Raw genomic sequence first — 23,905 nt, forward strand, 5'->3', positions numbered from 1 at the left:
CATTAGTAATTTGGAATTCAAATTAGGCAGCCTTGTTTTTATTATTGCCCTTAACGTCGTCGCCTGTTATACTTAACCCGTCTTAAACGTATTTGAAAAAACGACTCCTGACTTCACTTTGCCTACTCGTTTAATTTTTAAGCTTCCTATCATTCATGCTTAAAAAAATCATTCTCTTAAGCCTTCTCCTTCTAACACTCGTTAGCTCTCCTCTCTTTGCCGATACCATTATTTCTTCCAATATTGCCGGAAATACAACTTGGACGCTAGCCAATAGCCCTTATATTGTTACAGGAGATATTCAAGTCGCCTACGAAGGCCCCTGGTATTGGGGTGCCCGAGCCGTCCTCACAATACAACCAGGTGTTCTGGTCAAATTTGAACCAGGTGCCGGTCTGGTCATCGGAAACGGAGCGGCAGGTGGCCTTCAAGCGGTGGGTACAACCGAGCAACCTATCACGTTTACTTCCAATGCCGCTACTCCCGCACCAGGAGATTGGAAAGGGATTTATTTTCACAACAATACCGTCCAAACCAATCTTGATCATACAATAGTCGAATATGGCGGCCATACCAACAACGCCAATCTCTACTTTGAAGGAACGTCTCCTCCTGTTATCAATTCGACTATCCGCTTTAGTAGCGGTGACGGTATTTATGCCAACGACACCTCTGTTCCTGCTTTAAGCAATCTCGCCATTAACGATAATACGTTTTATCCCGTCAATATTCATGCCACGACTGTTGACAGTCTTGGCCTGTTAAGCGCTTCCGGAAATGGGCAGGGAGATATAGTGAAGTTACGAAGCACTGGCACAATAGGCGCAAGTACCGCTTGGCCATACACATCAATTCCTTATCTTGTCGCCTCCGACATTGAAGTCGCTTACATAGGTCCGTGGTATAACGGCGCCAGGGCTGTCCTGACAATACAACCCGGCGTCACCGTAAAGTTTGACCCCGGTGCCGGCTTGTTTATGGGGATCAACAATGCGGGAGGGCTTCAGGCTGTGGGTACAACCGAGCAGCCTATCACGTTTACTTCCAATGCCGCTACTCCAACTCCCGGAGACTGGAAGGGGCTTTATTTTGGGACCGGCACCGTGCAGACCAATCTTGACCATACGATAGTTGAATACGGCGGCAATACCAATAACGCCAATGTGTATTTTAACGGCACCTCTCCTTTGATGACAAACTCGACGATCCGCTCGGGCAGTGGTGACGGTATTTATGCCAACGACACCTCTGTTCCTGCTTTAAGCAATCTTACCATTAACGACAATGCGTTTTATCCCGTCAATATTCATGCCACGACTGTTGATAGTCTTGGCCTGTTAAGCGCTTCCGGGAATGGACAGGGAGATATAGTGAAGTTACGAAGCGCTGGCACAATAGGCGCCAGCACCCCTTGGCCTTACACATCAATTCCATATCTTGTCACCTCCGACATTGAAGTCGCTTACATAGGTCCGTGGTATAACGGCGCCAGAGCTGTCCTGACAATACAACCAGGTGTTACCGTAAAGTTTGATCCCGGTGCCGGTTTATTCATAGGAGGCGGCCACGATGGCGGACTTCAAGCGGTGGGCACAGCCGAGCAACCTATCACATTTACGTCCAATGCCGTAACCCCCGCGCCAGGAGACTGGAAGGGAATTTATTTTCAAAGCAACACTGTCCAGACCAATCTCGATCATACGATAATTGAATACGGCGGCAATACAAATAACGCCAACATCTATCTTAATGGTACTTTTTTTGCTATTACTAATTCGGTCATCCGTCTTGGCAGCGGTGACGGTATTTACGCCAGCGACGGTTCCGTTCCTGCTTTAAGCAATCTTACCATTGATGATAACGCGCTTTACCCTGTCAATATTCACGCCTCGAACGTTGACAGCCTTGGTCTGTTAAGCGCTTCCGGAAATGGGCAGGGAGATATGATAACGTTACGTAGTGCGGGCGCAATAGGCTCCAGTACCCTTTGGCCATACACATCAATTCCTTATCTTGTCACCTCCGACATTGAAGTCGCGTACACAGGTCAGTGGTATTGGGGTGCCAGAGCCGTTCTCACAGTCCAACCGGGTATTACCGTTAAATTTGATCCGGGTGCCGGCCTGTTCATAGGAGTCAACCATGATGGCGGGCTTCAGGCTATGGGCACAACCGAGCAGCCTATTACGTTTACTTCCAATGCCGCTACTCCCGCGCCGGGAGATTGGAAGGGGATTTATTTTGGAACCGGCACCGTTGAGGCTAATCTTGTCCATGCGATAATTGAATACGGCGGCAATACCAACAACGCTAATCTCTACTTTAATGGCACATCTTTTCCTGTTGTCAACTCGACCATCCAATACAGCAGTGGTTATGGCATTTATCTCAATAACGCATCCTTGAACCTGAGCGCACTGACAATTCGCAATGGTTTAAATGACGGAATTCATTTGAGCGGCGCCTCGGCTTTATCTCTTACCAATAGTGCTATTGAGAATAATTCAGGTGACGGCATTGAGCTAAATGAAACTTCAAGCCTGGCGCTGATGCATAGCGCAGTACAAAATAATTCCGGTTACGCCCTGAATTCCGCAAGCTCCCAATCCCTTAGCGCAAATTATTTGAATATCGCTTCCAATGGCGGTGGCATAAATGCAACTGCTGGCAATATCAACGCTTCTTATGTTTGGTGGGAAGATGTCTTCGGCCCATCCGGCGCGGGACCGGGGACAGGGCAATCGGTAAGTACCAACGTTACTTACGAGCCCTGGTGTGCCGAACCGGTCAATGACACTTTTTATTTTTCCAATGTCGCGCCATCTTTGCCACAGTTTAATCAAAACAGTGACATCACAGTTTTACATGCACAGTTGGCCCAAAACGCGAATTGGCAAGCCACGATTAGAAATAGCGATTTGCAGGCAGTGAAGAATTTTTCCGGCGCAGGCAGCATCATTGACCAGCCTTGGGGCGGAGACGATAGCAATGATCAGCCGCTTCCCAACGGTACTTATTTTTATATGATTTCTGCGCAAAGCACGCAAAATCCCGAAACGACCACCTCTGTTGCCGGACGCATAACGCTTGATGACAGCCTGCCGCTTCATATCCTCAATAATTCAGTCTCGCAGCGGTTTTTCAAGCCGCGTCTTCACACCACGACATCCATTCAATACACTCTTCGGTTTAATGCCAATACCACCATTCAAATTAATAATTCGTCCGGAAACATTGTGCGCACACTGATCAACAGTGAACTTCGTTCAGCCGGAGATTACGCAGAAAACTGGAACGGCACCGATGACAACGGACAACTTTTACCCGATGGGATTTACACCTACACCATTGATGCGCAGGCGATTATCGGAGGAGAGGCTCAATACAGCCCGCCACCCACCAGCGAGCATGTGCCCCTGACCAGCGTCACCTTCGCGCCTGAGCCGTTTTCGCCCGAGCGAGGAGAACGCCTGGCTATTAGCTATAATGTTGCAGTACCAGCAAAAGTAAAGTTTGGCATTAATTTCTGGGCATTTGCGTCGGACAAGCCCAGTGAAGGAACCGGCAATATCGTTTATTGGAACGGCCGCAACGACCAAGGACAATTTTCGGATTCGGTGCAGATCGTATCCCAGAGCTTACGACTTCCAGAAAATTTCATCGCGATTGTCGATGACCGCACTCTAGATATTTCCGCGCTCACCACCGATCCCTATTTGATCAAACCAGTTTACAATGAAGTTACAACCATTACCTATACGATCAATGAGCCGGCGAGTGTCACGACAAAGATCATAAGTCAAAATGGAAGTCAAATCATAAGGGTTGCGGAAGAAAACGTTCAAAGAGAAGCCGGAACTTATTCGGTCATCTGGGACGGCAGGAGCACGTCAGGAGAAACTGTTACAACGCCGGCAGATTATCGGGTTCGCGTAGAAGCGATAGACAATTACGGAAAAATTACTATTCGGGATGGCAATATTCGAATTGCTTACTAGCGCAATAACCAAGAAACCATGAGCAATCTTTTTAAAAATATCATTCTCAAATTTTCGCTAATAGTCGCACTGCTTTTCTGTGCCGTTCCGGCCGAGGCTACGAACGGGTTTTGCCACGACATGTGCTTTGGCGGCCCTGTTCAGCCCTGTGAGGTTGAAAATTGCTGGTGGTGCTGCGAAGTCATCACGACTGAATTTGACAACATCTATGACCCGGTCGACAGATATGGCAACTTGCAAAGCATGGAAAGCTTAACAGGAGAAACCTGCCCAAATACAAAGCCAGAAACGCCTATAAACCCTATTCATGGCAAAACCGACCCCGTCAACTTATCCAACGGCCAATTCTATTACAATTGCCACGATACGCAGATCCCGGGACGCGAAATCGACCTTGAAGCAACGCACATCTACAATAGCGGCTCGGCTTACAATGGCCCCTACGGCTACGGCTGGACATTCAACTATCATATGCGCCTGCACGAACTCGCTAGCGGCGACGTCGCCATCACCACCGGCAACGGACGTAAACTTTCCTACACCTATAATGGCTCGGTCTACGCGCCACCGACGGGGCGTTTTGAAGAATTACTTTCCAATCCCGATGGAAGCTGGACGCTTGTGCAAGCGCACGGCCAAAAATATCAATTTGACGCGGATGGAAAACTTGTCCAGATCCAAAACCGCAATGATAATACCATCACATTATCTTATGAAGAAATCCGCCAGCCTATTTTTGGCTACAGCCCTTTTGCCTTGGCTGTTGAGATCCAAGTCATGGTCGGCATTGATTGGCGCCTAACGCAAATCACCGATACAACCGGACGCGTTATCACGCTTAACTATAACGCGAGCGGACTTTTGGAAACGATCATAGATGGCGCCAGGCAATACACCTTTACCTACGACTCCAACACCAATGATCTTTTAAGCATCACCAAGCCGGCCACAAACGAATTTCCCGAAGGAGTTACCCAGTCTTTTACCTACGATGCTGAGCACAATCTCGTTTCGATGACCGATGCCCGCGGGCAAGCCTTTGTTCAAAATATTTATAATACGGATGGGCGCGTGGAAGAACAGATCTTAGGAGGAAATACCATTTCCTTAAGCTACAACGGCAATCAAACCGTCCAAACCGACCCCAACGGTAATGAAACCGTTTATACGTTCGACACCAACGGCCTCCTTTTAAGCCGGGAAGAACGCACCCGAGATTTACGCCCCGATGATCCGGATTCGTTCATAACCGCCTATGCGTATGACGCGTATCAAAACCAGATCGCGCAAACCTTACCCGGCGGTAACGGAGTTAAACTCACCTATGATACGGCCAATCCCAATATCCGCTCCAAGGGAAATCTTTTGGAAGTTCGCCGCAAAGAGGATATGAGCCAACCCGATAATAATATCAACGATATCGTCGCCAACTTTAGCTATGAGCCCAATTTTAATTTTGTTCAAACGGCAACCGATCCTAATGGAAATACAATAAATTACACCTACGATTATCAGCTTTCCCCCGAAGACCCGCGTTACGGGGAAAACGGAAATTTAGCCGAAGTGGCGTATCCGGAAATTAGTGGCGAAACGCCGCGAGCGGCGTTTCGCCACAACCAATACGGCCAGGTCATTGAGGCGACTGACCCTAACGGCAATACAACGCACTATGAATATTTCCCGCAAACCGGATATTTACAGCGCGTCATTGAAGACCCCAATGGCATTAACGCCGTCACCCAATTCGCTTATGATGATTTTGGAAATCTATCTTCCGTCACCGATGGCAATAATCACACAACGGGCTTTCTCTATAATGAATTAGGCTGGCTGACGCGAGAAACCGATGCGCTCGGGTTTCAAACTAAATATTTTTATGATGAAAACGGAAATTTGATCAGGACAGAAAGACAGACAGATGTGCAGGGAAATCAGTGGCAAATCACGCGATCTACCTATGATATTTTAAACCGATTAACATCCATTACTGATCCTTTAAACCGTGTCACAAGTTTTGAATATGATCTAAATGGAAATCGGGCTTCCGTCACCGACGCGCTGGGACGGATTACCCATTACGATTATGATGAAAGAAACCTGCTTTGGAAGGCGACGGATGCTCAAAACGCGGTAACCGAGTATTTTTATAACGCGAACGCAAAGCTATCGCGCATTGATGATGCCAATGACAATTCAACTATTTATGACCATGACGGGTTTGATAGATTAACGCATATGACGTATGCGGATAACTCTTTTCATGAATATAGTTATGATAAGAATTCGAATATGACGGAAGATTTGACACCGAGCAATGCGGCGATCAGTTACGAATATGATGTTCTTAATAGACTGACCGCTAAACGCTATCCCCTAAACCCTAGTGACGATGTGGAATATGATTACGATTTGGGCTCGCGTCTTATTAGCGTACAGCGTATAGCAAATGGCGTAGCGTATGGATATGACGCGCTAAATAGAATTGTTTCTTCCGAACAAACGCTAAACGCTATACGCTATGCGCTCGGTTATGCGTACGATTTAGCGGGCAACCGTATAGGCGTTGATTATCCATCCGGACAGAGGATAGGATATGGATATGATGCGTTAAATAGAATCAGCCAAATATTTGATAATGGAACTTTGCTGGGAAGTTATGGCTACGATGTGTTGGGCCGCCGTACGAAAAAATCTCTACTCGGAGGCGGCCCTACCGGCATCGGCCCGCAAAAAACCACTTCCTATTCCTACGATCTTGCCGATCAATTGGTTAAACTGGATAACTCGATACCAACGACAAGCACTGTTCCCGACGCCGGAATTATTTCACAATTAAGTTATGGATATGACTTGGCGGGGAACCGCACTGCGAAAAAAACACTCTCCGTAAGAACAGATCCGAATGGGACAGGTAATACACCGCATTTTACTTCAACGACGTTAAAAGAAATCTACAGCTACGATCCAACCTATCAAATCATTGGCTTTGATATTTCTACGGAAGCTTCCGTCACCCATCACAGCTTTGCTTATGATCTTCTTGGAAATCGTACTCAAGCGGATGATATTACATATCAATCGAACAGCTTAAATCAATATACGAGTGTTGATGGGGAAGTTTATGCGTATGACGGTAACGGGAACTTAACTGATGACGGGAATAATACCTATTCCTATGACAGTGAAAACAGACTTTTGTCTTCAGTCTTTAGTCTTGGGTCTTTGGTCTACGAATATGATGGTTTAGGCCGCCGGATAAGTAAAAACATCGGCGGCCGTCTCACTTACTTCATTTACGACGGTGACCGTATTATTGAAGAAAGAAGCGATAGCGGTTCTTTACTTGCTTCTTATGTTTATGGAAGCGGCCTCGATGAAGTTCTAACAATGAATCGCAATAATCAGAATTATTTCTATTTTCAAGATGGGCTTGGTAGCACCTCTGAGATCACAAACAGTAATGGACAAGTTCTCGAAAGCTATGCTTATGACGTGTACGGAGCACCTACGATTCGAGATACTGACAACAGAATAGCTCCTTCCAGTGTTATTGGTAATCCTTTCATGTTTACGGGTCAAGAGTATGACAGCGAAACCGGAAACTATCATTACAATGCCAGGGCTTACCATCCTCTTACCGGACGATTCCATCAAAGAGATCCGCTGGGCAATATTGATAGCGAAAACTTGTATACATACGTCCTCAATAATCCAATAAATTTAATTGATCCTTATGGAGAATTAACGTTTCCTGGTATCGGATGGGTTGACGTGGGAGAAAAAGCAGGGCGATCAGCATTAAATTATTGGGCGTCTCGGGCTGCTCTTGCTCGTAATCCATTTGAAGGTGGATTGTATAATACATTGGGCTTCTTTTCGGCACTTTGGACACCATGTACGAGTGATGCTACTTTTACAGTTCTTGGTTTGGCGACTGGAGTGAATGCTTATGGAAAATCACCAGCTTATTGGCAATATTATCCAAAAGGAAATCCCAAATATGCCTCACCGTGGTTAACAAAAGGTACAAAATTTAGCCCACCTTATAAGACAGGAGCAGGGGCTCAAAAAGCATTGAATTTGCCACCGCACAACCCTGGAACCGCTGTAAGACCTATGAGAATTGGGCCAGGGGAGCAAATTGCAGGTCCACGAACACCGAGACCACAACCATGGAGAAACCTACCCGGAGAAGGACAAGAATATTACAGAGGTTATAATTTTCCTAATTAAAGGAGGGAACGAGTGCTTATAGTAAGAAAATTAAATAATTTTAACAAAGTTGCTAATAAAGTAACTCTGGCTGAACTTAAAAAATACATACTTCCTGATGGCGATTATGCTGTTGAGCTGTTTGAGGACGAGAAAGTAATACATTTAAATATTCCTCATGGCAATATTTATTCAGAGTGCAACGAGAAAGAATGGAAAGAAGTCTTAGGGGGTTTAAGAAAATTAGGGTTAGAATTTTAGAAAACAGAAAACGGGACAGGTTAGAATTCCAATCATCTCATTTGTGTTGTTGGTAAACCAGTTTCCCAACAACACAAATGTTGCTTGTTCAGTTCTGCCCCTTATCGTACTAAATCCAATAATTAACGGGGCATTGGCTGATTAAAAACCAATCAGCCATCCCGCCAAAAGCGGCGGGATAACTTTCTTCGAAATTTATTATGAAGTTAGCAGAAATAGATCTTTCACCTGAATCAGGCCGCCCTTTTGCCACAAACGCTAGGTTTTGTTTCGCTTCAAAAGCAAGCAAAACAAAACCCGCGTGGCTTAGGGTCTTCGACCGCACGAAAAAAAGCCTACTAGGAGGCGGCCCTTCCGGCATCGGTCCCCAAAAAACCACTTCCTATTCTTATGATCTTGCCGATCAATTAGTTAAACTGGATAACTCGATACCAACGACAAGCACTGTTCCCGACGCCGGAATTATTTCACAATTAAGTTATGGATATGACTTGGCTGGAAACCGTGTTGTGAAGAAAACACTCTCCGTAAGAACAGATCCGAATGGGACTGGCAATACACCGCATTTTACTTCAACGACGTTAAAAGAAATCTACAGCTACGACCCGACGTATCAAATAACAGATTTTGATATTTCTACGGAAACGTCCGTCACCCATCACAGCTTTGCTTATGATTTGCTAGGGAATAGAACTCAAGCCTCGTAACATTGCTATCATGACATAGCAATTATCTATTGACACCAAATTTTCCATACGTTATATTGAAAACCTTACTGGATTTGTCCCGACTCGCTAGATATAAGGAGAGAGAATTATGTTAGCACTTGCACTACTTGCCATTGGAGTTATCTCACGACTCATTACTCACGCACCGAATTTTAATCCTGTCATCGCCATTGCTTTATTTAGCGGAGTTTACGTGAGCAGGAAATACGCCATTATTTTGCCATTGGCATTAATGGTTTTAAGCGATGCTGTGATCGGATTTCACGATACAATATTTTTTACATGGGGAAGTGTTGCCCTTATTGCCGCCATAGGAGTTTGGGTGCGCAACCGCAAAAATCCCGCAACCATCATTGGCTCAACGCTTTTTTCGGCCGTTTTATTTTTTATCATCACCAATTTTGGCGCCTGGCTTTCTTTGTATCCAATGACACAAAAAGGATTTATTGATTGCTACACCTTGGCTATTCCATTTTTCAGAACGACTCTTTTAAGCACAGCCGTTTACGCGGCTGTCTTTTTTATTACTTACGAGCTTATTGCTTTACGGGTTAAAGACACACGCTTTGCCCGCGCTCTTTTAACAACTTAATTTACTATTGGGTTTTCTGAATATGAAGAACTGATAGTTTTCCATCAGTTTTTCAGACTTCAGGATGGTTAGTTTTCAACTAACCAAGGGAAGTCCGTGAAATTCTTACCATAGGAATTAATTCGGACGCGGTCCCGCCGCTGTAATCCTTGATTTAAGCCTTTTAGCAAAGTTTGCCACTGTTCATCTGCGGATGAACGGGAAGGCCGCTAAAAGAAAAGGAAAGCCAGAAGACCTGCCTATAGTTAACCACAAACCTGCGCGAGACAGGATCGAACACATTTAACCCGGGACTAAGATACAGGGTGCACTCCCAGATGATGATATTCGTCTGGGAGTTTTTTGTTTGATCTTGCCTTGCCTTCGCCACAAGGAGGGCGCCATGAACAAAAGATTATTAGGATTACTATTGTGCTTTTGCGTTGCCGCAAGCGGCAACGCAAAAGCACAAAACGCGGCAGAAACCGAGCTAGACCCTATCGTTATTTCTACCAGCCGCATCGCGCACCACGATTACAAACTGACCGGTAATATTACGGTCATTCAAGGTGAGGATATTACCGCGTCCACCGCACAAAATATCCCGGAGCTTTTAAACGAAACGCTCGCCATCCACGTGACCGATACCGGCACATCCAAAACATCCACGCTGGATATCCGCGGCTTTGGCGACACCGCCGCACGCAATATCTTGGTTTTAGTCAATGACCGCATTTTAAATACGGTGGACATTTCGCCGCCGGATCTGATGCAAATTCCATTAAGCTCGGTCGAGCGTATTGAAATTATCCGCGGAGCCGGTTCCGTCCTTTATGGCGACCGCGCGGTCGGAGGCGTCATCAACATCATCACCAAAAAAGGAAAAGGGAATTTGTCCGGAAAATTTGGTTCGTCCATCGGAAGCTACGATAAACGAGAAACGGATATAGAGCTTTCCGGCTCTAAGGGCGACTTTGCTTATTTTCTATATTCTCTCTACAAGGACGACCGCGGATACCGGCAAAATAGCGATGTTTTATCCAAAAGTTTTAACACCCGTCTTGATTATGAATTATCCAATAAATTCGCGGCCGATATTGACCTTAGCCATCATGAAGATAGCTATGGTTTGCCCGGATACTTGACCGGACCTAATTTATCAGCGCTAGGGCCACGGGCGAGCACTTTCCCGAATGATTTTGCCCGAAGCAAAGATGATAATTTAAAGTTGGGTTTTAACATCACTCCTTGGCCGGAAAATCTTTATTTAGGAAGCTTAGGCGTAAATCTTTATTATCGCGACCGCAATATTTTTGACAGTTTTGATTTTGGGATGAGTTTGCCGTATAAAACAAATCGCAGTACTCGAACAAAAGGGCTTGGCACGAAATACATCTTTGACCACGAGGTTTTTAATAAGGAGCTTCATTTTGTTACGGGAGTTGATCTTTACGATACGGAGAATGACATTATCGGCAGCGGATCAAATCCGGATGATGTCACCATCTCCAGGACCGATGTGGGATTATTCGGGCAAGCAGAGTATGAAGCCTTGGACAATATTTTTGTTAACGCGGGACTGCGTTATGCGAGGGCTGATTACGCCTTTAGCCAAAGAAATAGCGCCGTGGATGAAAAAAGAGACCCCGACGCGCTCGTTTATAACGGCGGGCTAAAATACGAATACGCCAAAGGGTCGAATGTTTATTTTAGCATTCAAAGGACATTTCGATTTCTCGCGACCGATGAATGGTACAGTTCTTCCACATTTTTTGGAGCGACCCCGGGGCTTAATTTAAACCTGGATCAGCAAAAGGGAATTCAATACGAGGCGGGCCTTAAACATAATTTAAACAACATCACGACGTTAAGCTTAACGCCTTATTGGATAGAAAATAGGAATGAAATTTATTTTGACCCCAGCGCCAGCGTAAATTCCAATTACAAGAAAACCACGCGTTATGGCGTAGAGGTCGGGCAGGAAACCGATATTGCCAAATTAATGAACATTGCTCTTTTGGATAAGCTGTCGCTTTCGACAAGCTATACATTCCAAAGGCCTTTTTTTAGCGGGGGAGCCAACGACGGGAAAATAATTCCTTTAGTACCGCGCCAGCAATTTACCACCACGCTAGCCGCGCAGTTTTGGGATCATTATAATGTTTCTTTGATCACAACTTATGTCGGCGCGCAATTTGCCGTGAACGACGTCACCAATATCGTCCCCAAGGTTGAGCCCTATATCACGCTCGATGAAAAGATCTCTTATCAAAGAGAGAACTGGGAAATATTTGGCTCCATTAACAATATCTTTAATCAGCGGTATTCGCCGTATGTTTTTTCTTACGGAACGGCTCAGTATTTTTATCCGGCCCCGGGGCGGAATTTTATTTTCGGGACAAAAATTAAGTTTTAAATCGCGCGCTTTGCGAGGAGTGATATACTACAGGGGCTGTTTGCGGCATGCCGCAAACAGCCCCATTTTTATGAAATTTCCTTTTATTGTTAATTTCACCGAAAAACTTTCCTTAAAGATCCTTTGGCTTTCCATTGGGCTATATGTTTTCGTTTTTTCGTCCTATTCTTACTTTAAATTCATATCCTTTTCCTATTTTGATTTCGATCTTGCCGTCCACGCGCAAGCCCTCTGGAACATTATTCACGGCTCCAGCGAAAGCTCTATTTTAGGGATCAACTTTCTGGGAAATCACGCGCATTTTATTTCTTTTCTCATCGCGCCCATTTACTTCATTGCTCCACATCCTTTAACTTTGCTATTTTTACAAACACTGTCTTTGGGCTTAAGCGCTTATCCTATTTATCTGATCGCGCGTAAAGCATTAGATTACCGCTGGGCCACCGCCATCGCCGTGATCTATCTTTGTTATCCGGCGCTTGGATACGTTAATTTATTCGAATTTCATCCCACCGCATTCGCCACACTTTTCTTAGGGTTCACACTTTATTATTTTTATACCAAAAACTTTTCCAAATTCCTTATCTTTGCGTTTCTTTCCATGATCTGCCAGGAGAATATCCCGCTTGCCATCATTGCCCTCGGGCTTTACGCGCTTTTTATCCGCAGAACATTAAAATGGGTTCTTGTCCCGATTGTCGCCGGTACGCTGTATTTCTTGCTTTGCGTCAAAGTGTTTCTGCCGTATTTTAATTCAAATACGATCCAATTTTCCATTCTTTATAGTCATCTAGGAAATTCTCCGCAAGAGATCCTTAAAACGATTTTCTTTGATCCGGTAAAAATGCTATTGCTCATTTTTTCCCCTGAAAAAATCTTTTATTTCTTTGAGGTTTTTGGCCCTCTGGGATTTTTGCCGTTTTTCTCTCCTTTGAGCCTTTTGATCTCCTTACCATTTTTCTTGCAGCATTTACTTTCGCAGCGCCCCAATGAAGTCACATTGTATTTTCACTACATGGCGGAAATAATTCCTTTGATCTTCTTTGCCTTCATCCTTGGGATACAAAAACTGCTTAAAAGGGGAGCATTTCAGGGCCGACAGAAGATCTTGATAGGATCATTGGCGGCCCTTATCCTCTCATTTAATATCTTTTTAGGGCCGCAAACTCAATCATCCAACGGCCTAAAATACTTACACCAAAGCACGTTTGATCGTCAAAAAGAACAAATACTGAGCTTAATACCTCCCGGCGCGTCCGTTGCGGCAACGTTCGAATTCTTGCCGCGCCTAACAAGCCGAAAAGAGCTTTATTCGCTTCATCATATTTATGACGCGAAATACACGCTCTCAACAAAACCTTATGAAATTCCGGGCAATATCCAATATCTGCTTTTAGATGCCGCCGATCAGATGACATTTTCAAGCTTCTACGGGGCAGCCAGCTATCGGAATCTGCAAAATTTCCTGCAACAAGATCCCTGGGGCGCGATCGAGATAAAAAACACGGTCGTCCTCTGGAAAAAAAACGCGAACAGCGTCTATGATCCGCATTCTGTTTTGAAAACAGCGCCCGGCCCGCAATATCCGCTTCACGAAAATATCGGTAAAGATCTGATCTTTTTAGGTTATGATGTTAACGATATTGGTGGTGATCAAATTTACCTTACGCTCTATTGGCAATGCATCAATAAAATTTCTGATGATATCGATATTATTTTTGATATTGTAGATAGAAACGGCACCATTGATCAAAGACTGATCCACCCGGCAGGGTATCGTATTTTTCCCACACAGTCCTGGCAACCCGGGCAATGGATCAAAGAAGACCATGTTCTTTTGACTCCTAAGAATTACAGACGGGACAAGCTTAGCGTTGAAATAGGATTTTCCTCGTTTTTCAGCAAGAAAAGTTATGATATCAGCGATCACACGTTTGGGCGAATTCCGTTAACCGGAACAAAGGTAAAATAAAGCTTATGTCGATCAGCGTTAAATGCAATCTCTGCGGCGGCGATCACTACAGCGTTTTGTATCACGCCCGCGACCCAAAAGAAAAAAGCGACTCTGTTGCGCCCTACAAAATAACCGATCACGAAATTAATGTCCCGGTGCGCGTGGTTGTGTGTTTGCGCTGCGGACTCACTTACGCCAACCCTCAGCCGGACAATAAAACGCTTATTTCCAGTTACGCGGAAATGACCGATGAGCCTTATTTGGAAGAAGAGCAAGGACGGCGCGCGGCCGCGCGCTTAATCCTCAATTTCTTAAAAAAACAGAAGAAATCCGGAACGCTTCTCGACATAGGATGCGCGACGGGATTTCTTTTAGATGAAGCGCGCAAAGATGGCTGGGATGTTTTTGGCGTTGAATTATCCGACTGGGCGGCCGGTTACGCGCAAAATAATTTATCTTTAAAAAATATCACCAAGGGAACCGTTCACGAGGCTCATTATCCGGATAATTTCTTTGATGCCATTATCCTCAAAGACGTCATCGAACATCTGCGCGATCCCAGAGCAACACTTTTAGAAATACGCAGAATATTAAAGCCCAACGGTGTTATTTGTGTCAACACGCCAAATATCAACAGCCTTTTAAGCAAGATCCTCAAGGCAAAATGGTGGGGCATTAAGCAATTGCATTTGTTCTATTTTACGCCGGCAAGTTTGGCAAAGATGTTCGAGGCGACGGGTTTTGTTTCATTAAAGATCCGCTCGCACGCCCGCGTATTCACGCTCAATTATTGGCTGAATAATTTTGGCCGCTATAACCCGGCCGCAAAATGGTTCATAAAATTCCTAAGCCGCTATCCTTCGCTTGAAAAAAAACTCATCTGCCTTGACCTCGGCGACCAAATGGAGATCTTCGCCCGAAAAAGCCGCCAGCTTCAGTACATCCATGAACTTGAACCAACGCACCCAAATCCCGGAAAAAGAAAATTAAAATGCGTCGCCGTTTTACCGGCCTATAACGCCGCTAAAACTTTGCAAATAACCTACAACGATATCCCCAAAAATGTTATTGATGAGATCATTTTAGTCGACGATGCCAGCCGAGATGACACGGTCGCCATCGCGAAAGAATTAGGAATAAAGGTTTTTGTCCATGAAAAAAATAAAGGGTACGGGGCAAATCAAAAAACATGCTACACGAAAGCTCTGGAGCTCGGCGCCGATATCGTGGTCATGGTCCATCCTGATTATCAGTATGACCCGACCGTTATTCCGCAGCTGATCGAGCCAATTCAAAAAGGAGAAGCCGATGCCGTTTTTGGCTCGCGCATGATGCACAAAGGAGCTTTGGAAGGCGGCATGCCTTTATGGAAGCACAACGCCAATATTTTGCTGACGGCACTTGAAAATGTTACTTTGGGAACTTATTTAACGGAATATCACTCGGGGTTTAGGGCTTACAGCGCGAAATATCTGCGCAGCGTTAATTTTGCGGGCAATTCGGACGGATTTATATTCGACACGGAGATCATCGTGCAGGGAATGCTGAAGTTTATGCGCATCGCGGAAATCCCCATCAAGACCAGATATTTCGATGAAGCCTCCAGCATCAAATTCTGGCCGTCGGTCAACTACGGACTGGGAATTTTAAAAACACTTTTCAAATATCTTCTCCACCAACACGGTATTCGATTTAAACAATTCGAATAATTTTCCGCCTAGAAAATTCTTTCAATAGGGCAGTCGATTCTTTCAAATTTTGGCTGCAACTTGGCGGGCTGACGCCCAAAACACATTCCCAAACTTTCATAAAGCCCAACCATATCCAAACTGACATAGCGTTGTTTAATGGCTTCGGCCGTATTGACATATTTTATTTTATCGCCGCTAATACCGGCAACCGTCACGCCAACCGTTCCGTTCAACAAAAGCAAAACTGCGGCGGCTCCGGCTTCTTTACCAAAATTCACATCATAAGCAGAGGAGTGCCCGCAGCGAACCAAATGGCCGGGCGTTACTTCGCGCACTTCAGGGGCTTCATTAATTCCTTTAACGTAAAGCCCTTGTTTTTTCATGAATTCTGTTATTTCCGGATCTTTCTTAAGACGCTTTCCTAATTCCTGGCGTACATATTTGGCGGCACCCGCTAATTTTTTATGGCCAAACGCGTCAGCCACAGATGACTCATCATAAAGCTCCGCGCCGCTGGCATCTTTTAATCCTTCCGCCACCACGATCATATAGGTTCCGGCTTTAACATCGCTTTGACGAATGCGGTCCATATAACGTTTTTTCATGTGATCATAGAGAATATCAAAATTAACCGGAACTTCCGGGATCAAAACCGCGTCGGCATCCGCCGCCACACCACCGCGAAATGCCGTATGCCCGGCATAGCGGCCAAAAACTTCCAGAACAATAACGCGATTATGCGTATTGCCGGTTGTTTTAAGCTCTTCGGCAAATTCCGCAATGCGATTAATGGTAGAGTCTCCGCCGACCGAATACGTTTGCAGATCCAGATCCATCGTCTTTGGCGCGTGGACGCATTTAATTCCTTTTTGCGTCAGATCGACCATAACACTTCCGGAATCATCGCCGCCGCTGATGACCAATCCTTCAATGGCAAATTTCTTTAAGCCTTCTTTAATGCGGTCATATTTCTTTTCATCGTCGATGGATTTGATCTTAACGCGGGAATGCCCGGCTTCGGAACCGGCCAAATTAGCATCGATTTTATCGGCGCGCTCTACGGTCAATTCGGTCAGCTTATCAAAATCCACCAGATTATATAACCCGGCATAACCGTTAGGGATCACGTAGCAGGAAACCCCGTGAGCCTGAGCCATTTGTGCCGCGCCTTTAACAACGCCGTTAAGTCCGCCGCAATCGCCACCGCTGGTAAGAACAGCTATCTTTTTCATGTGTTGCTCCTTTTCGAGAAAATATTTAGAATAAACGATAAATTCAAAATTATGTGTTAGCTTATCATAAGAGAAATTGAAAATCAAATCAAAATAAAGCCGTGAAACCATCGTGAAACCATATAGACTTTTCACTATACCCGTGATAAACTACAAAAAAACAAAATGATCACTGTCGACAAAGTTTCAAAATTTTTTGGCTTATCCCGCGCTTTAAACGATGTGTCCTTTCAGATCGCCAAAGGCGAGATTGTCGGATTTTTAGGGCCCAACGGCGCCGGAAAAACAACGTTGATGCGCATTTTAACCGGCTATTTTCCGCCCAGCCAGGGGAAAACCACGATCGCCGGATACGACATCGTCAAAAATCCTCTCTGCGCAAAACAATCTTTGGGCTATCTTCCCGAAAATCCTCCGCTATATCCTGAAATGAGCGTTGCTGACTATCTTCGTTACGCCGCGCAGCTTAAAGGCCTTAACGCTACCACGGCAAGATCACAGATCGATAAAACGCTTGCTAGCTGTGACATTGATTCAGTTAGAAACAAGGCCATTTCTTCGCTTTCCAAAGGATTTAAACAGCGCGTTGGCATCGCCCAGGCGATCATTCACGATCCACAAGTCCTTATATTAGACGAACCAACCAACGGGCTTGATCCGCTGCAGATCATTCAAGTTAGAAATCTTATCAATAATTTAGGAAAAGAAAAAACGGTTTTGGTAAGCACACATATTCTCTCTGAAATAGAACAAATCGCCCATCGCGTCGTCATTATTAGCGAAGGAAAAATTGTTGCGGACGATTCCCTGGCAAATATGCTTAACGGCCCCCAAGGAAAAAATAATTTGGAAGATACTTTTTTAAGACTAACCGCTTCAACCGAGCCTCGACCATGATCAAAAAAGCCTTTGCCATCGCCGCAAAAGAATGGGGAACTTATTTTAAGTCTCCCATGGCCTACATTATTCTGATCATTTCTATTTCTGTTTTTAACGTCTTCTTTTTTATGATCATTGACCAAAATAGAGAAGCATCCTTGCGCGACATGTTCAAGTTGATGGAATTTATTTTCGTCTTTACCATACCGCTTTTAACAATGAAAGTCTTTGCCGAAGAAAAACGGCAGGGGACATTTGAATTTTTGCTAACATCGCCCATTTCCAATACCACTATTGTTTTGGGAAAATATTTAGGGACACTTTTATTTTTCACATCCCTGATCTTCGCGACGTTCATTTACTACATTATCATCGAATATTTCGGGCAACCGGACCGCTGGGCTGTTTTGGCCGGTTATTTTGGCATATGGCTTGAGGGTGCTTTGTTCATCGCTGTCGGAATTCTCATATCATCCTGGACGGCAAATCAGATCATTGCCGCCATTATTTCTTACGCTGTTTTGCTAACACTTTATCTTTCGGCCGTCTTTGTAAAATATGCCGATCCTGTTACGGCGGAGATCATCCGGAACATAAGCTTCTGGAGCCGGACAGAATATTTTAGCAGCGGGCTTGTGCAAAGTTCTGACTTGATCTATTACGTCACATCCATCGGCTTTTGTCTGTTTTTAACTCGATTAAGTATTGAAAACCGTCTATGGAAATAAAAGTTAAACAAAGCTGTTCTTTCTTCCTTTATATAGGTTCATTGCTTTTCTTTTTTCTTGGGATGAGCTTGAACTATATCAATCAAGGAACTGATCTTTCGAGCGCAATTTTCTTATCCGCCGGGTCTTTTTTTCTGATCGGCGCTCTATTCTTATCCGCCCAGAAAATCAAAAAAATATTCACGGTCTTTAAAGTCATTCAGCACAGCTTCATTGTCAGCGGTGTTGTTTTGCTTTTCATCGGCCTCATCACCTTAAACATTGCCGGACTTGAATACAATGTCAGGTTCGACCTTACCCAGTACAAACAGCACACCTTAAACCCCGAAACAATATCGATCGTTAAGTCTATTAAAAAAGATGTCCGCTTGATCGTTTTATACGTCGGGATCCCGCCCGGATATATTCAGGACCTCTTGGCTGAATATCAGAAATTAAATCCTAAATATATCAAAGCACAGGTCATTGACCCCTTAGAACAATTGGGGTCCGCCGCAGAATTTGGCAATACGATCCGCGCCGATGAGAAAAAGGCAGTGGTCCTTTGCGATAAAGAGCGCCAAGATATTGACTTTACCGAAGCCCCGCTAACGGAGGAGATGCTAACAACTGCCATCGTCCAAGTGGGGCGCGACAAACGAAAGATCTGTTTTGTTGCGGGGCATAACGAATATTCCATCCACGATACAAAACCCGAGGGCTTAAGCATTTTTAACGCTCTTTTAAATGAGAATAATTGCATCACGCAAGAGACCTTATTAGAAGCCACCAAAGAGATCCCGAAAGACTGCGATGTCTTAGTGATCGCCGGGCCAAAATCGGCATTATCGCCATTGGAAGATAAATTGGTCCAAGATTATTTAGAGGGCGGGGGAAAAGCATTATTTTTGATCGAATCAACACCAATGGCAGAAGAAGGATCGGTTTTAACTGAACAAGATCGCCAGAAAAATCCGCCGTTTAATAATTTGCTTAATCGCTGGGGATTTAAAATTAACGATGATGTTGCCGTTGACCTAGAAAATCATGCCGGCCAGGATGTCGGCTGTCCGGCGACGCGCAATTACCCAAAACATAAAGAGATCGTTGACGGATTAGATTATACGTTTTACATCCGTCCGCGTTCCATTTCGCTTTTAACAGACGCATCTTCAACTATCCGCGTGGCACCTTTAGTATTGACCTCCTCCGGTAAAAACAGCTGGGCTGAGACAAACCGTAATCTTCAAGTGAAATTTGAACAAGGACAGGACGATCCCGGGCCGGTCATCATCGCGGCTGTTTCCTGGGAACCTAAAAACGACCAAAGAAAATCCGACACCAAGGTCATTGTTTTTGGTGATGGGGAATTCCTAACCAATAATTTTATTTCCCAATACAGTAACGCCGAAATCGCTTCCAATGCGATCAGCTGGCTTTCGGAACTCGACAAAGATATTTCCCTAAAATCTAAAGATATCAAGATCCATCAGCTGAATTTAACCAGCCAGCAAAAGCGTATCGTCATTGTGCTTCTTTTTTCTGTCCCGCTTTTGATCGCGCTGATCGGGCTTTTTATTTGGAAAAAGCAGGGCCGTTAGAAATGCCGATGTTTTAGCTAAAAGCGTTCAGGATTGGGGAAATCTTTCTTTACACCCTTGCGCAAATTTGATATATTACAGCGCTTGAAAAAATAATTTTCGGTCGAATTATTACGCCGACGTAGCTCAAGGTTGGCTCCGGTCTTTCTGATGAAATTGGTAACCGGAGTCCCGGCTTCAACAAATTGAAAAATAGAAGAGCAGGGAAGAGCAGCTGTTTTGCTCCTTGGTTTTTTCACATTTGCTGGCGTAGCTCAGTTGGTAGAGCAACGGTTTTGTAAACCGTGGGTCGGGGGTTCAATTCCTCTCGCCAGCTTTAATTAGGGGTTAGGTACATCCTATACCCCAAACGCTAATTCGGGCAGATACTCAAGTGGTCAACGAGAACAGACTGTAAATCTGTTGCGCTTGCGCTTCGGAGGTTCAAATCCTTCTCTGCCCATTGTTTCGTCCACTCGGGTAAAACCTTTCAACCAGAAATGGGGAAAGGTTTTACCCGATAATGAGAAAAGGAACAATGGGGTTGACGAGGCTCCGCCCGAGTCAACCCAAATAAAAAACTTTTCTCCCGTTCGTTCTTATTAATGTCCTTCGCTTACTGAAGCGAAAATAAAAAAAGAGCTCAGGACGCTCAATCTTTCTGTGCATCGCAGTGGAAGATTTTCGCGCGAGAGTAGTTCAGTGGTAGAACACTAGCCTTCCAAGCTGGATACGAGGGTTCGATTCCCTTCTCTCGCTCCAAGTTTTTTTCTGTAAGCGAGACTCCGCCTACCATAAAAAGGGGAAGGGCGGAGCAAGCTGGATACGAGGGTTCGATTCCCTTCTCTCGCTCCATTTTTTCAACCCTTTAAAAAAGGAAAACGAAATGAAAGTAACCTTGCTTATTCCTACCCTCAACGAAGTGATCGGCATGAAAGAGATCATGCCGAAGATCAAAAAAGAGTGGTATGACCAGTTATTGATCGTCGATGGCAAATCAACCGACGGCACCATCGAATACTGCAAACAAATGGGTTACCCGGTCGTTATCCAGCAAAAAAAGGGAATGCGTAACGCCTATATGGAATCATTGCCGCACATTACCGGTGATGTCATCCTGACATTTAGCCCCGATGGAAATTCAATTCCAGAACTTATTCCGGTTTGTATCGAAAAGATGAAGCAAGGTTATGATATGGTAATCGTCTCTCGTTATGCGCCGGGCGCCAAAAGCGAAGATGACGACCCCATCACAGGTTTCGGCAATTGGTCTTTTCGCACCATGATCCGCCTTTTCTTTGGCGGCGGTATGACCGACCCGATGGTTATTTACCGAGCCTACAGAAAACAACTCATTTACGACCTAGATCTCACTAAAGATTCGAGTTTCGAAAAAGAGGAAAAACTTTTCAACACAAACATAAGCTGGGAACCTCTTTTGTCTATTCGTGCCGCCAAGCGAAAACTAAAGATCGGCGAAATTCCCGGAGACGAACCTGCCAGAGTCGGCGGGGAACGGAAACTCCAAATTTGGCGCTGGGGCGCTTGCTTTTTGTACGAAGTGATCCGAGAGATCTTTGTCTGGCGATAGGCCACCTTTTCACAACCTAACATGCCTTTAAAAAAGAATTTCCGAAACACGATCCGGTCGGATTGGTTCCTTAGCCTTATTCTTTTGGCGATCTTTCTGGTCGTTATGGGCTATAAATACAACTGGGACGATCAGCATTTAGAGATCCCGCTTTTAAAATCCCTCATTGACCCCAACTTGTATCCGGGCGATTATTACGTTCAAAGCCTCAAAAATAATTTCACCAGCTATTTTTACATCATCTTATCCCGCATTATTACCGTCGGTCAAATTCCAGCGGCTTATTTCATCCTTTATCTTTTTTCCCGCTATTTTCTTTTATTCTGGACTTTTAAACTTTGGAAATTTGTAGCCCAAGAAAAAAGCGCAGCGTTCATCTGCACGGCGATCTTTATTTTCTTCGGCCACACGCCCGAATTCCTTTACCGAACATTTTCCCATCAGGAATTCAGCTTTGCCTTTATTCCGGCAGGGATCTACTTTTTGTTTCGAGAGCGATTTATCCTCGCCTCGGGCATTTTAGGGTTCGCGACAAATTTTCACGCCCTCTATAGTTTTTTTCCGATGTTCTATCTTTTGGTTTATTTAGGATTGAACACCAAACGCCACGGATGGCTTATCCTCTTGAAGTCATGCTTATCATATTTTCTCTTCGCTTTGCCGATATTGATCTGGATCCTTAACAAAAGCTTGCCGCATTACATCGCCGGGGGAAACACCATCAGCCCGTCGCAGTGGATACCGCTTTACAAGCTCGGATGCCCGCAAAACTTTATTTTTGACGGAATGACTTTGGGGCATTTATTCGCGAATCCCAAAGAGTGGTTTTTCGCGACGCAAAAATATTGGTTTTTTCTTTTTCTGCTTATTCTCAACTTCAGCCACAATGAGGAATTTCGACGCGAGCGAAAGGTGGCCGCTGTTTTAATTGGCGCGCTAGCACTTATGGCAATTTCGTATTTCTTTACCTACATCCAACCGTCGCGCTTTATCATTGACCTCAATTTTGTCCGAAATATTCAATTCCTGAATTTCATTTTTATGGGATATTCCTCGCTTTTTTTCATCCGCCTCATCAAAAGCGAAAAACCGTTTAACGCCTATTGCATCCTTATTATGTTCATCTTTTTTTCTTTTAGCGATACCATCGCGATCTTGGCGGCAATTCTTTTGACCATATTTCTTTTTGCCAAGAAACTACTTTCCCGCATCAAGAAAGAACGCGCGGCCGAAATTGCTTTAAAAATCATCGGATGCGTTTGTTGCGCCATTTTGATCTTTATTTTAAAAGAGCGGCTGGCCGGAAATGGAGCCAGGGCTTTTTATTTAACGATCGCGCTGATCCTTATTCTGCCGGCTATTTTTTACGGCATAAATTCTTTCTTGACGAGAAAACTCAAGAAAGAACTCCTCTCGTCGGCTCAGCTATTCATCATTTTGCCCTTGATTATTCTTCTTGTCTATTTTGGATACCGCCACCATCGCTATGTCACTATCGAAAAACAAGGCACCGGTTTCTGGCAATTACAAAGGGATTGGGAAGATGTTCAACGCCACGTACAAACGGACACCCCCAAAGATGCCGTCATTCTCGCGCCGATCGATATGGAAATGGGAGGGTTTAGGATCCTCTCCGAGCGAACGCTCATCTGTTGCGAGCGTGACTGCGGCATTGTCGGATTTGATTATCATGCCGCGGAAGAGTGGAGACGACGGCGAGATGATGTTTCGGCGTTTCGCGTATTAATTAAAGATGATATCCGTTCTGCGCTCACAAACGCGATCGTACGCTATCAAGCGACCCACATCATTTTTACCAGTTATTCCCAGCCGAAAGAAAAGCAGGGAGTTCTGCAGAAGATCTACGCAAATAATAGTTTTGCGCTTTACAAAATTGCTGTTTCCGGCCCTCGATAGAAAAAATACAGCAGTGCCTGTATCCTTCCTCTAAGTTGTTTATTTTCAGCGGATAAAGAAATTTATAAAGACGATTTGTCAAGATTTTTCTCTTGAACAGCCTATATAATAGTATATAATACACACTAAGTTACGCCCTTCAAAAGCAGTATAAACGAGCGTGTATAA

General features: G+C 44.6%; 14 protein-coding genes, 3 tRNA genes and 1 riboswitch. Of the genes, 16 read left to right on the top strand and 1 reads right to left on the bottom strand.

Going from position 1 to position 23,905, the window contains the following annotated elements; all coding sequences use genetic code 11:
- Nucleotides 1–155 precede the first annotated feature (155 nt).
- From WC676_06590 to WC676_06625, 8 genes are all read left to right on the top strand, one after another.
- Complete coding sequence (locus WC676_06590) at nucleotides 156–3,998, top strand: FlgD immunoglobulin-like domain containing protein (GenBank protein MFA5060279.1); 3,843 nt, start codon at nucleotides 156–158, stop codon at nucleotides 3,996–3,998.
- Nucleotides 3,999–4,016: 18 nt separating this feature from the next.
- On the top strand, nucleotides 4,017–8,231 hold the full coding sequence (locus tag WC676_06595) for an RHS repeat-associated core domain-containing protein (protein MFA5060280.1): 4,215 nt from the start codon (nucleotides 4,017–4,019) through the stop codon (nucleotides 8,229–8,231).
- Between the two features lie 12 nt (nucleotides 8,232–8,243).
- Nucleotides 8,244–8,471, top strand: a complete 228-nt coding sequence (locus WC676_06600; protein MFA5060281.1) for a hypothetical protein — start codon at nucleotides 8,244–8,246, stop codon at nucleotides 8,469–8,471.
- A gap of 200 nt (nucleotides 8,472–8,671) precedes the next feature.
- Entirely contained in the window at nucleotides 8,672–9,178 is a 507-nt protein-coding gene (locus WC676_06605) for a hypothetical protein (protein MFA5060282.1), read from the top strand.
- A gap of 109 nt (nucleotides 9,179–9,287) precedes the next feature.
- A complete protein-coding gene (locus WC676_06610; protein ID MFA5060283.1) occupies nucleotides 9,288–9,791 on the top strand; it encodes a DUF6580 family putative transport protein in 504 nt (167 codons plus the stop codon).
- Nucleotides 9,792–9,839: 48 nt separating this feature from the next.
- Nucleotides 9,840–10,049: riboswitch (cobalamin riboswitch) on the top strand.
- 124 nt (nucleotides 10,050–10,173) lie between these two features.
- A complete protein-coding gene (locus WC676_06615; protein ID MFA5060284.1) occupies nucleotides 10,174–12,186 on the top strand; it encodes a TonB-dependent receptor in 2,013 nt (670 codons plus the stop codon).
- A 70-nt stretch (nucleotides 12,187–12,256) separates the two neighbouring features.
- The gene (locus tag WC676_06620) at nucleotides 12,257–14,158 is read left to right on the top strand and encodes a DUF2079 domain-containing protein (protein ID MFA5060285.1); all 1,902 of its coding nucleotides are present in this window, start codon (nucleotides 12,257–12,259) and stop codon (nucleotides 14,156–14,158) included.
- Between the two features lie 5 nt (nucleotides 14,159–14,163).
- A complete protein-coding gene (locus WC676_06625) occupies nucleotides 14,164–15,849 on the top strand; it encodes a methyltransferase domain-containing protein (protein MFA5060286.1) in 1,686 nt (561 codons plus the stop codon).
- Nucleotides 15,850–15,857: 8 nt separating this feature from the next.
- Here the strand turns inward: WC676_06625 and WC676_06630 are convergent, their stop codons facing one another.
- Nucleotides 15,858–17,063, bottom strand: coding sequence for a 6-phosphofructokinase (locus WC676_06630; protein ID MFA5060287.1), 1,206 nt, complete (start codon nucleotides 17,061–17,063; stop codon nucleotides 15,858–15,860).
- A gap of 165 nt (nucleotides 17,064–17,228) precedes the next feature.
- Between WC676_06630 and WC676_06635 the strand changes: the two genes are divergently transcribed.
- The 8 genes from WC676_06635 to WC676_06670 all read left to right on the top strand — a co-directional run bounded on the left by WC676_06635 (nucleotide 17,229) and on the right by WC676_06670 (nucleotide 23,737).
- Nucleotides 17,229–17,960, top strand: coding sequence for an ABC transporter ATP-binding protein (locus WC676_06635; GenBank protein ID MFA5060288.1), 732 nt, complete (start codon nucleotides 17,229–17,231; stop codon nucleotides 17,958–17,960).
- Nucleotides 17,957–18,670 (top strand): ABC transporter permease, encoded by a 714-nt coding sequence (locus WC676_06640; protein MFA5060289.1) that lies wholly within the window; start codon nucleotides 17,957–17,959, stop codon nucleotides 18,668–18,670. The genes WC676_06635 and WC676_06640 overlap by 4 nt, the downstream gene beginning before the upstream one ends.
- A gap of 68 nt (nucleotides 18,671–18,738) precedes the next feature.
- Nucleotides 18,739–20,250, top strand: a complete 1,512-nt coding sequence (locus WC676_06645) for a GldG family protein (protein ID MFA5060290.1) — start codon at nucleotides 18,739–18,741, stop codon at nucleotides 20,248–20,250.
- A 243-nt stretch (nucleotides 20,251–20,493) separates the two neighbouring features.
- Nucleotides 20,494–20,566 (top strand) — tRNA-Thr (locus tag WC676_06650).
- A gap of 43 nt (nucleotides 20,567–20,609) precedes the next feature.
- Nucleotides 20,610–20,692, top strand: a tRNA-Tyr gene (locus tag WC676_06655).
- A gap of 225 nt (nucleotides 20,693–20,917) precedes the next feature.
- Nucleotides 20,918–20,991: transfer RNA gene (locus WC676_06660), tRNA-Gly, on the top strand.
- 124 nt (nucleotides 20,992–21,115) lie between these two features.
- Complete coding sequence (locus WC676_06665) at nucleotides 21,116–21,820, top strand: glycosyltransferase (GenBank protein MFA5060291.1); 705 nt, start codon at nucleotides 21,116–21,118, stop codon at nucleotides 21,818–21,820.
- 21 nt (nucleotides 21,821–21,841) lie between these two features.
- Complete coding sequence (locus WC676_06670; protein ID MFA5060292.1) at nucleotides 21,842–23,737, top strand: DUF6798 domain-containing protein; 1,896 nt, start codon at nucleotides 21,842–21,844, stop codon at nucleotides 23,735–23,737.
- Nucleotides 23,738–23,905: the final 168 nt, after the last annotated feature.

The organism is Candidatus Omnitrophota bacterium (genome assembly GCA_041649175.1).
Taxonomy (GTDB): Bacteria; Omnitrophota; Gorgyraeia; order Zapsychrales; family JBAZNR01; genus JBAZNR01.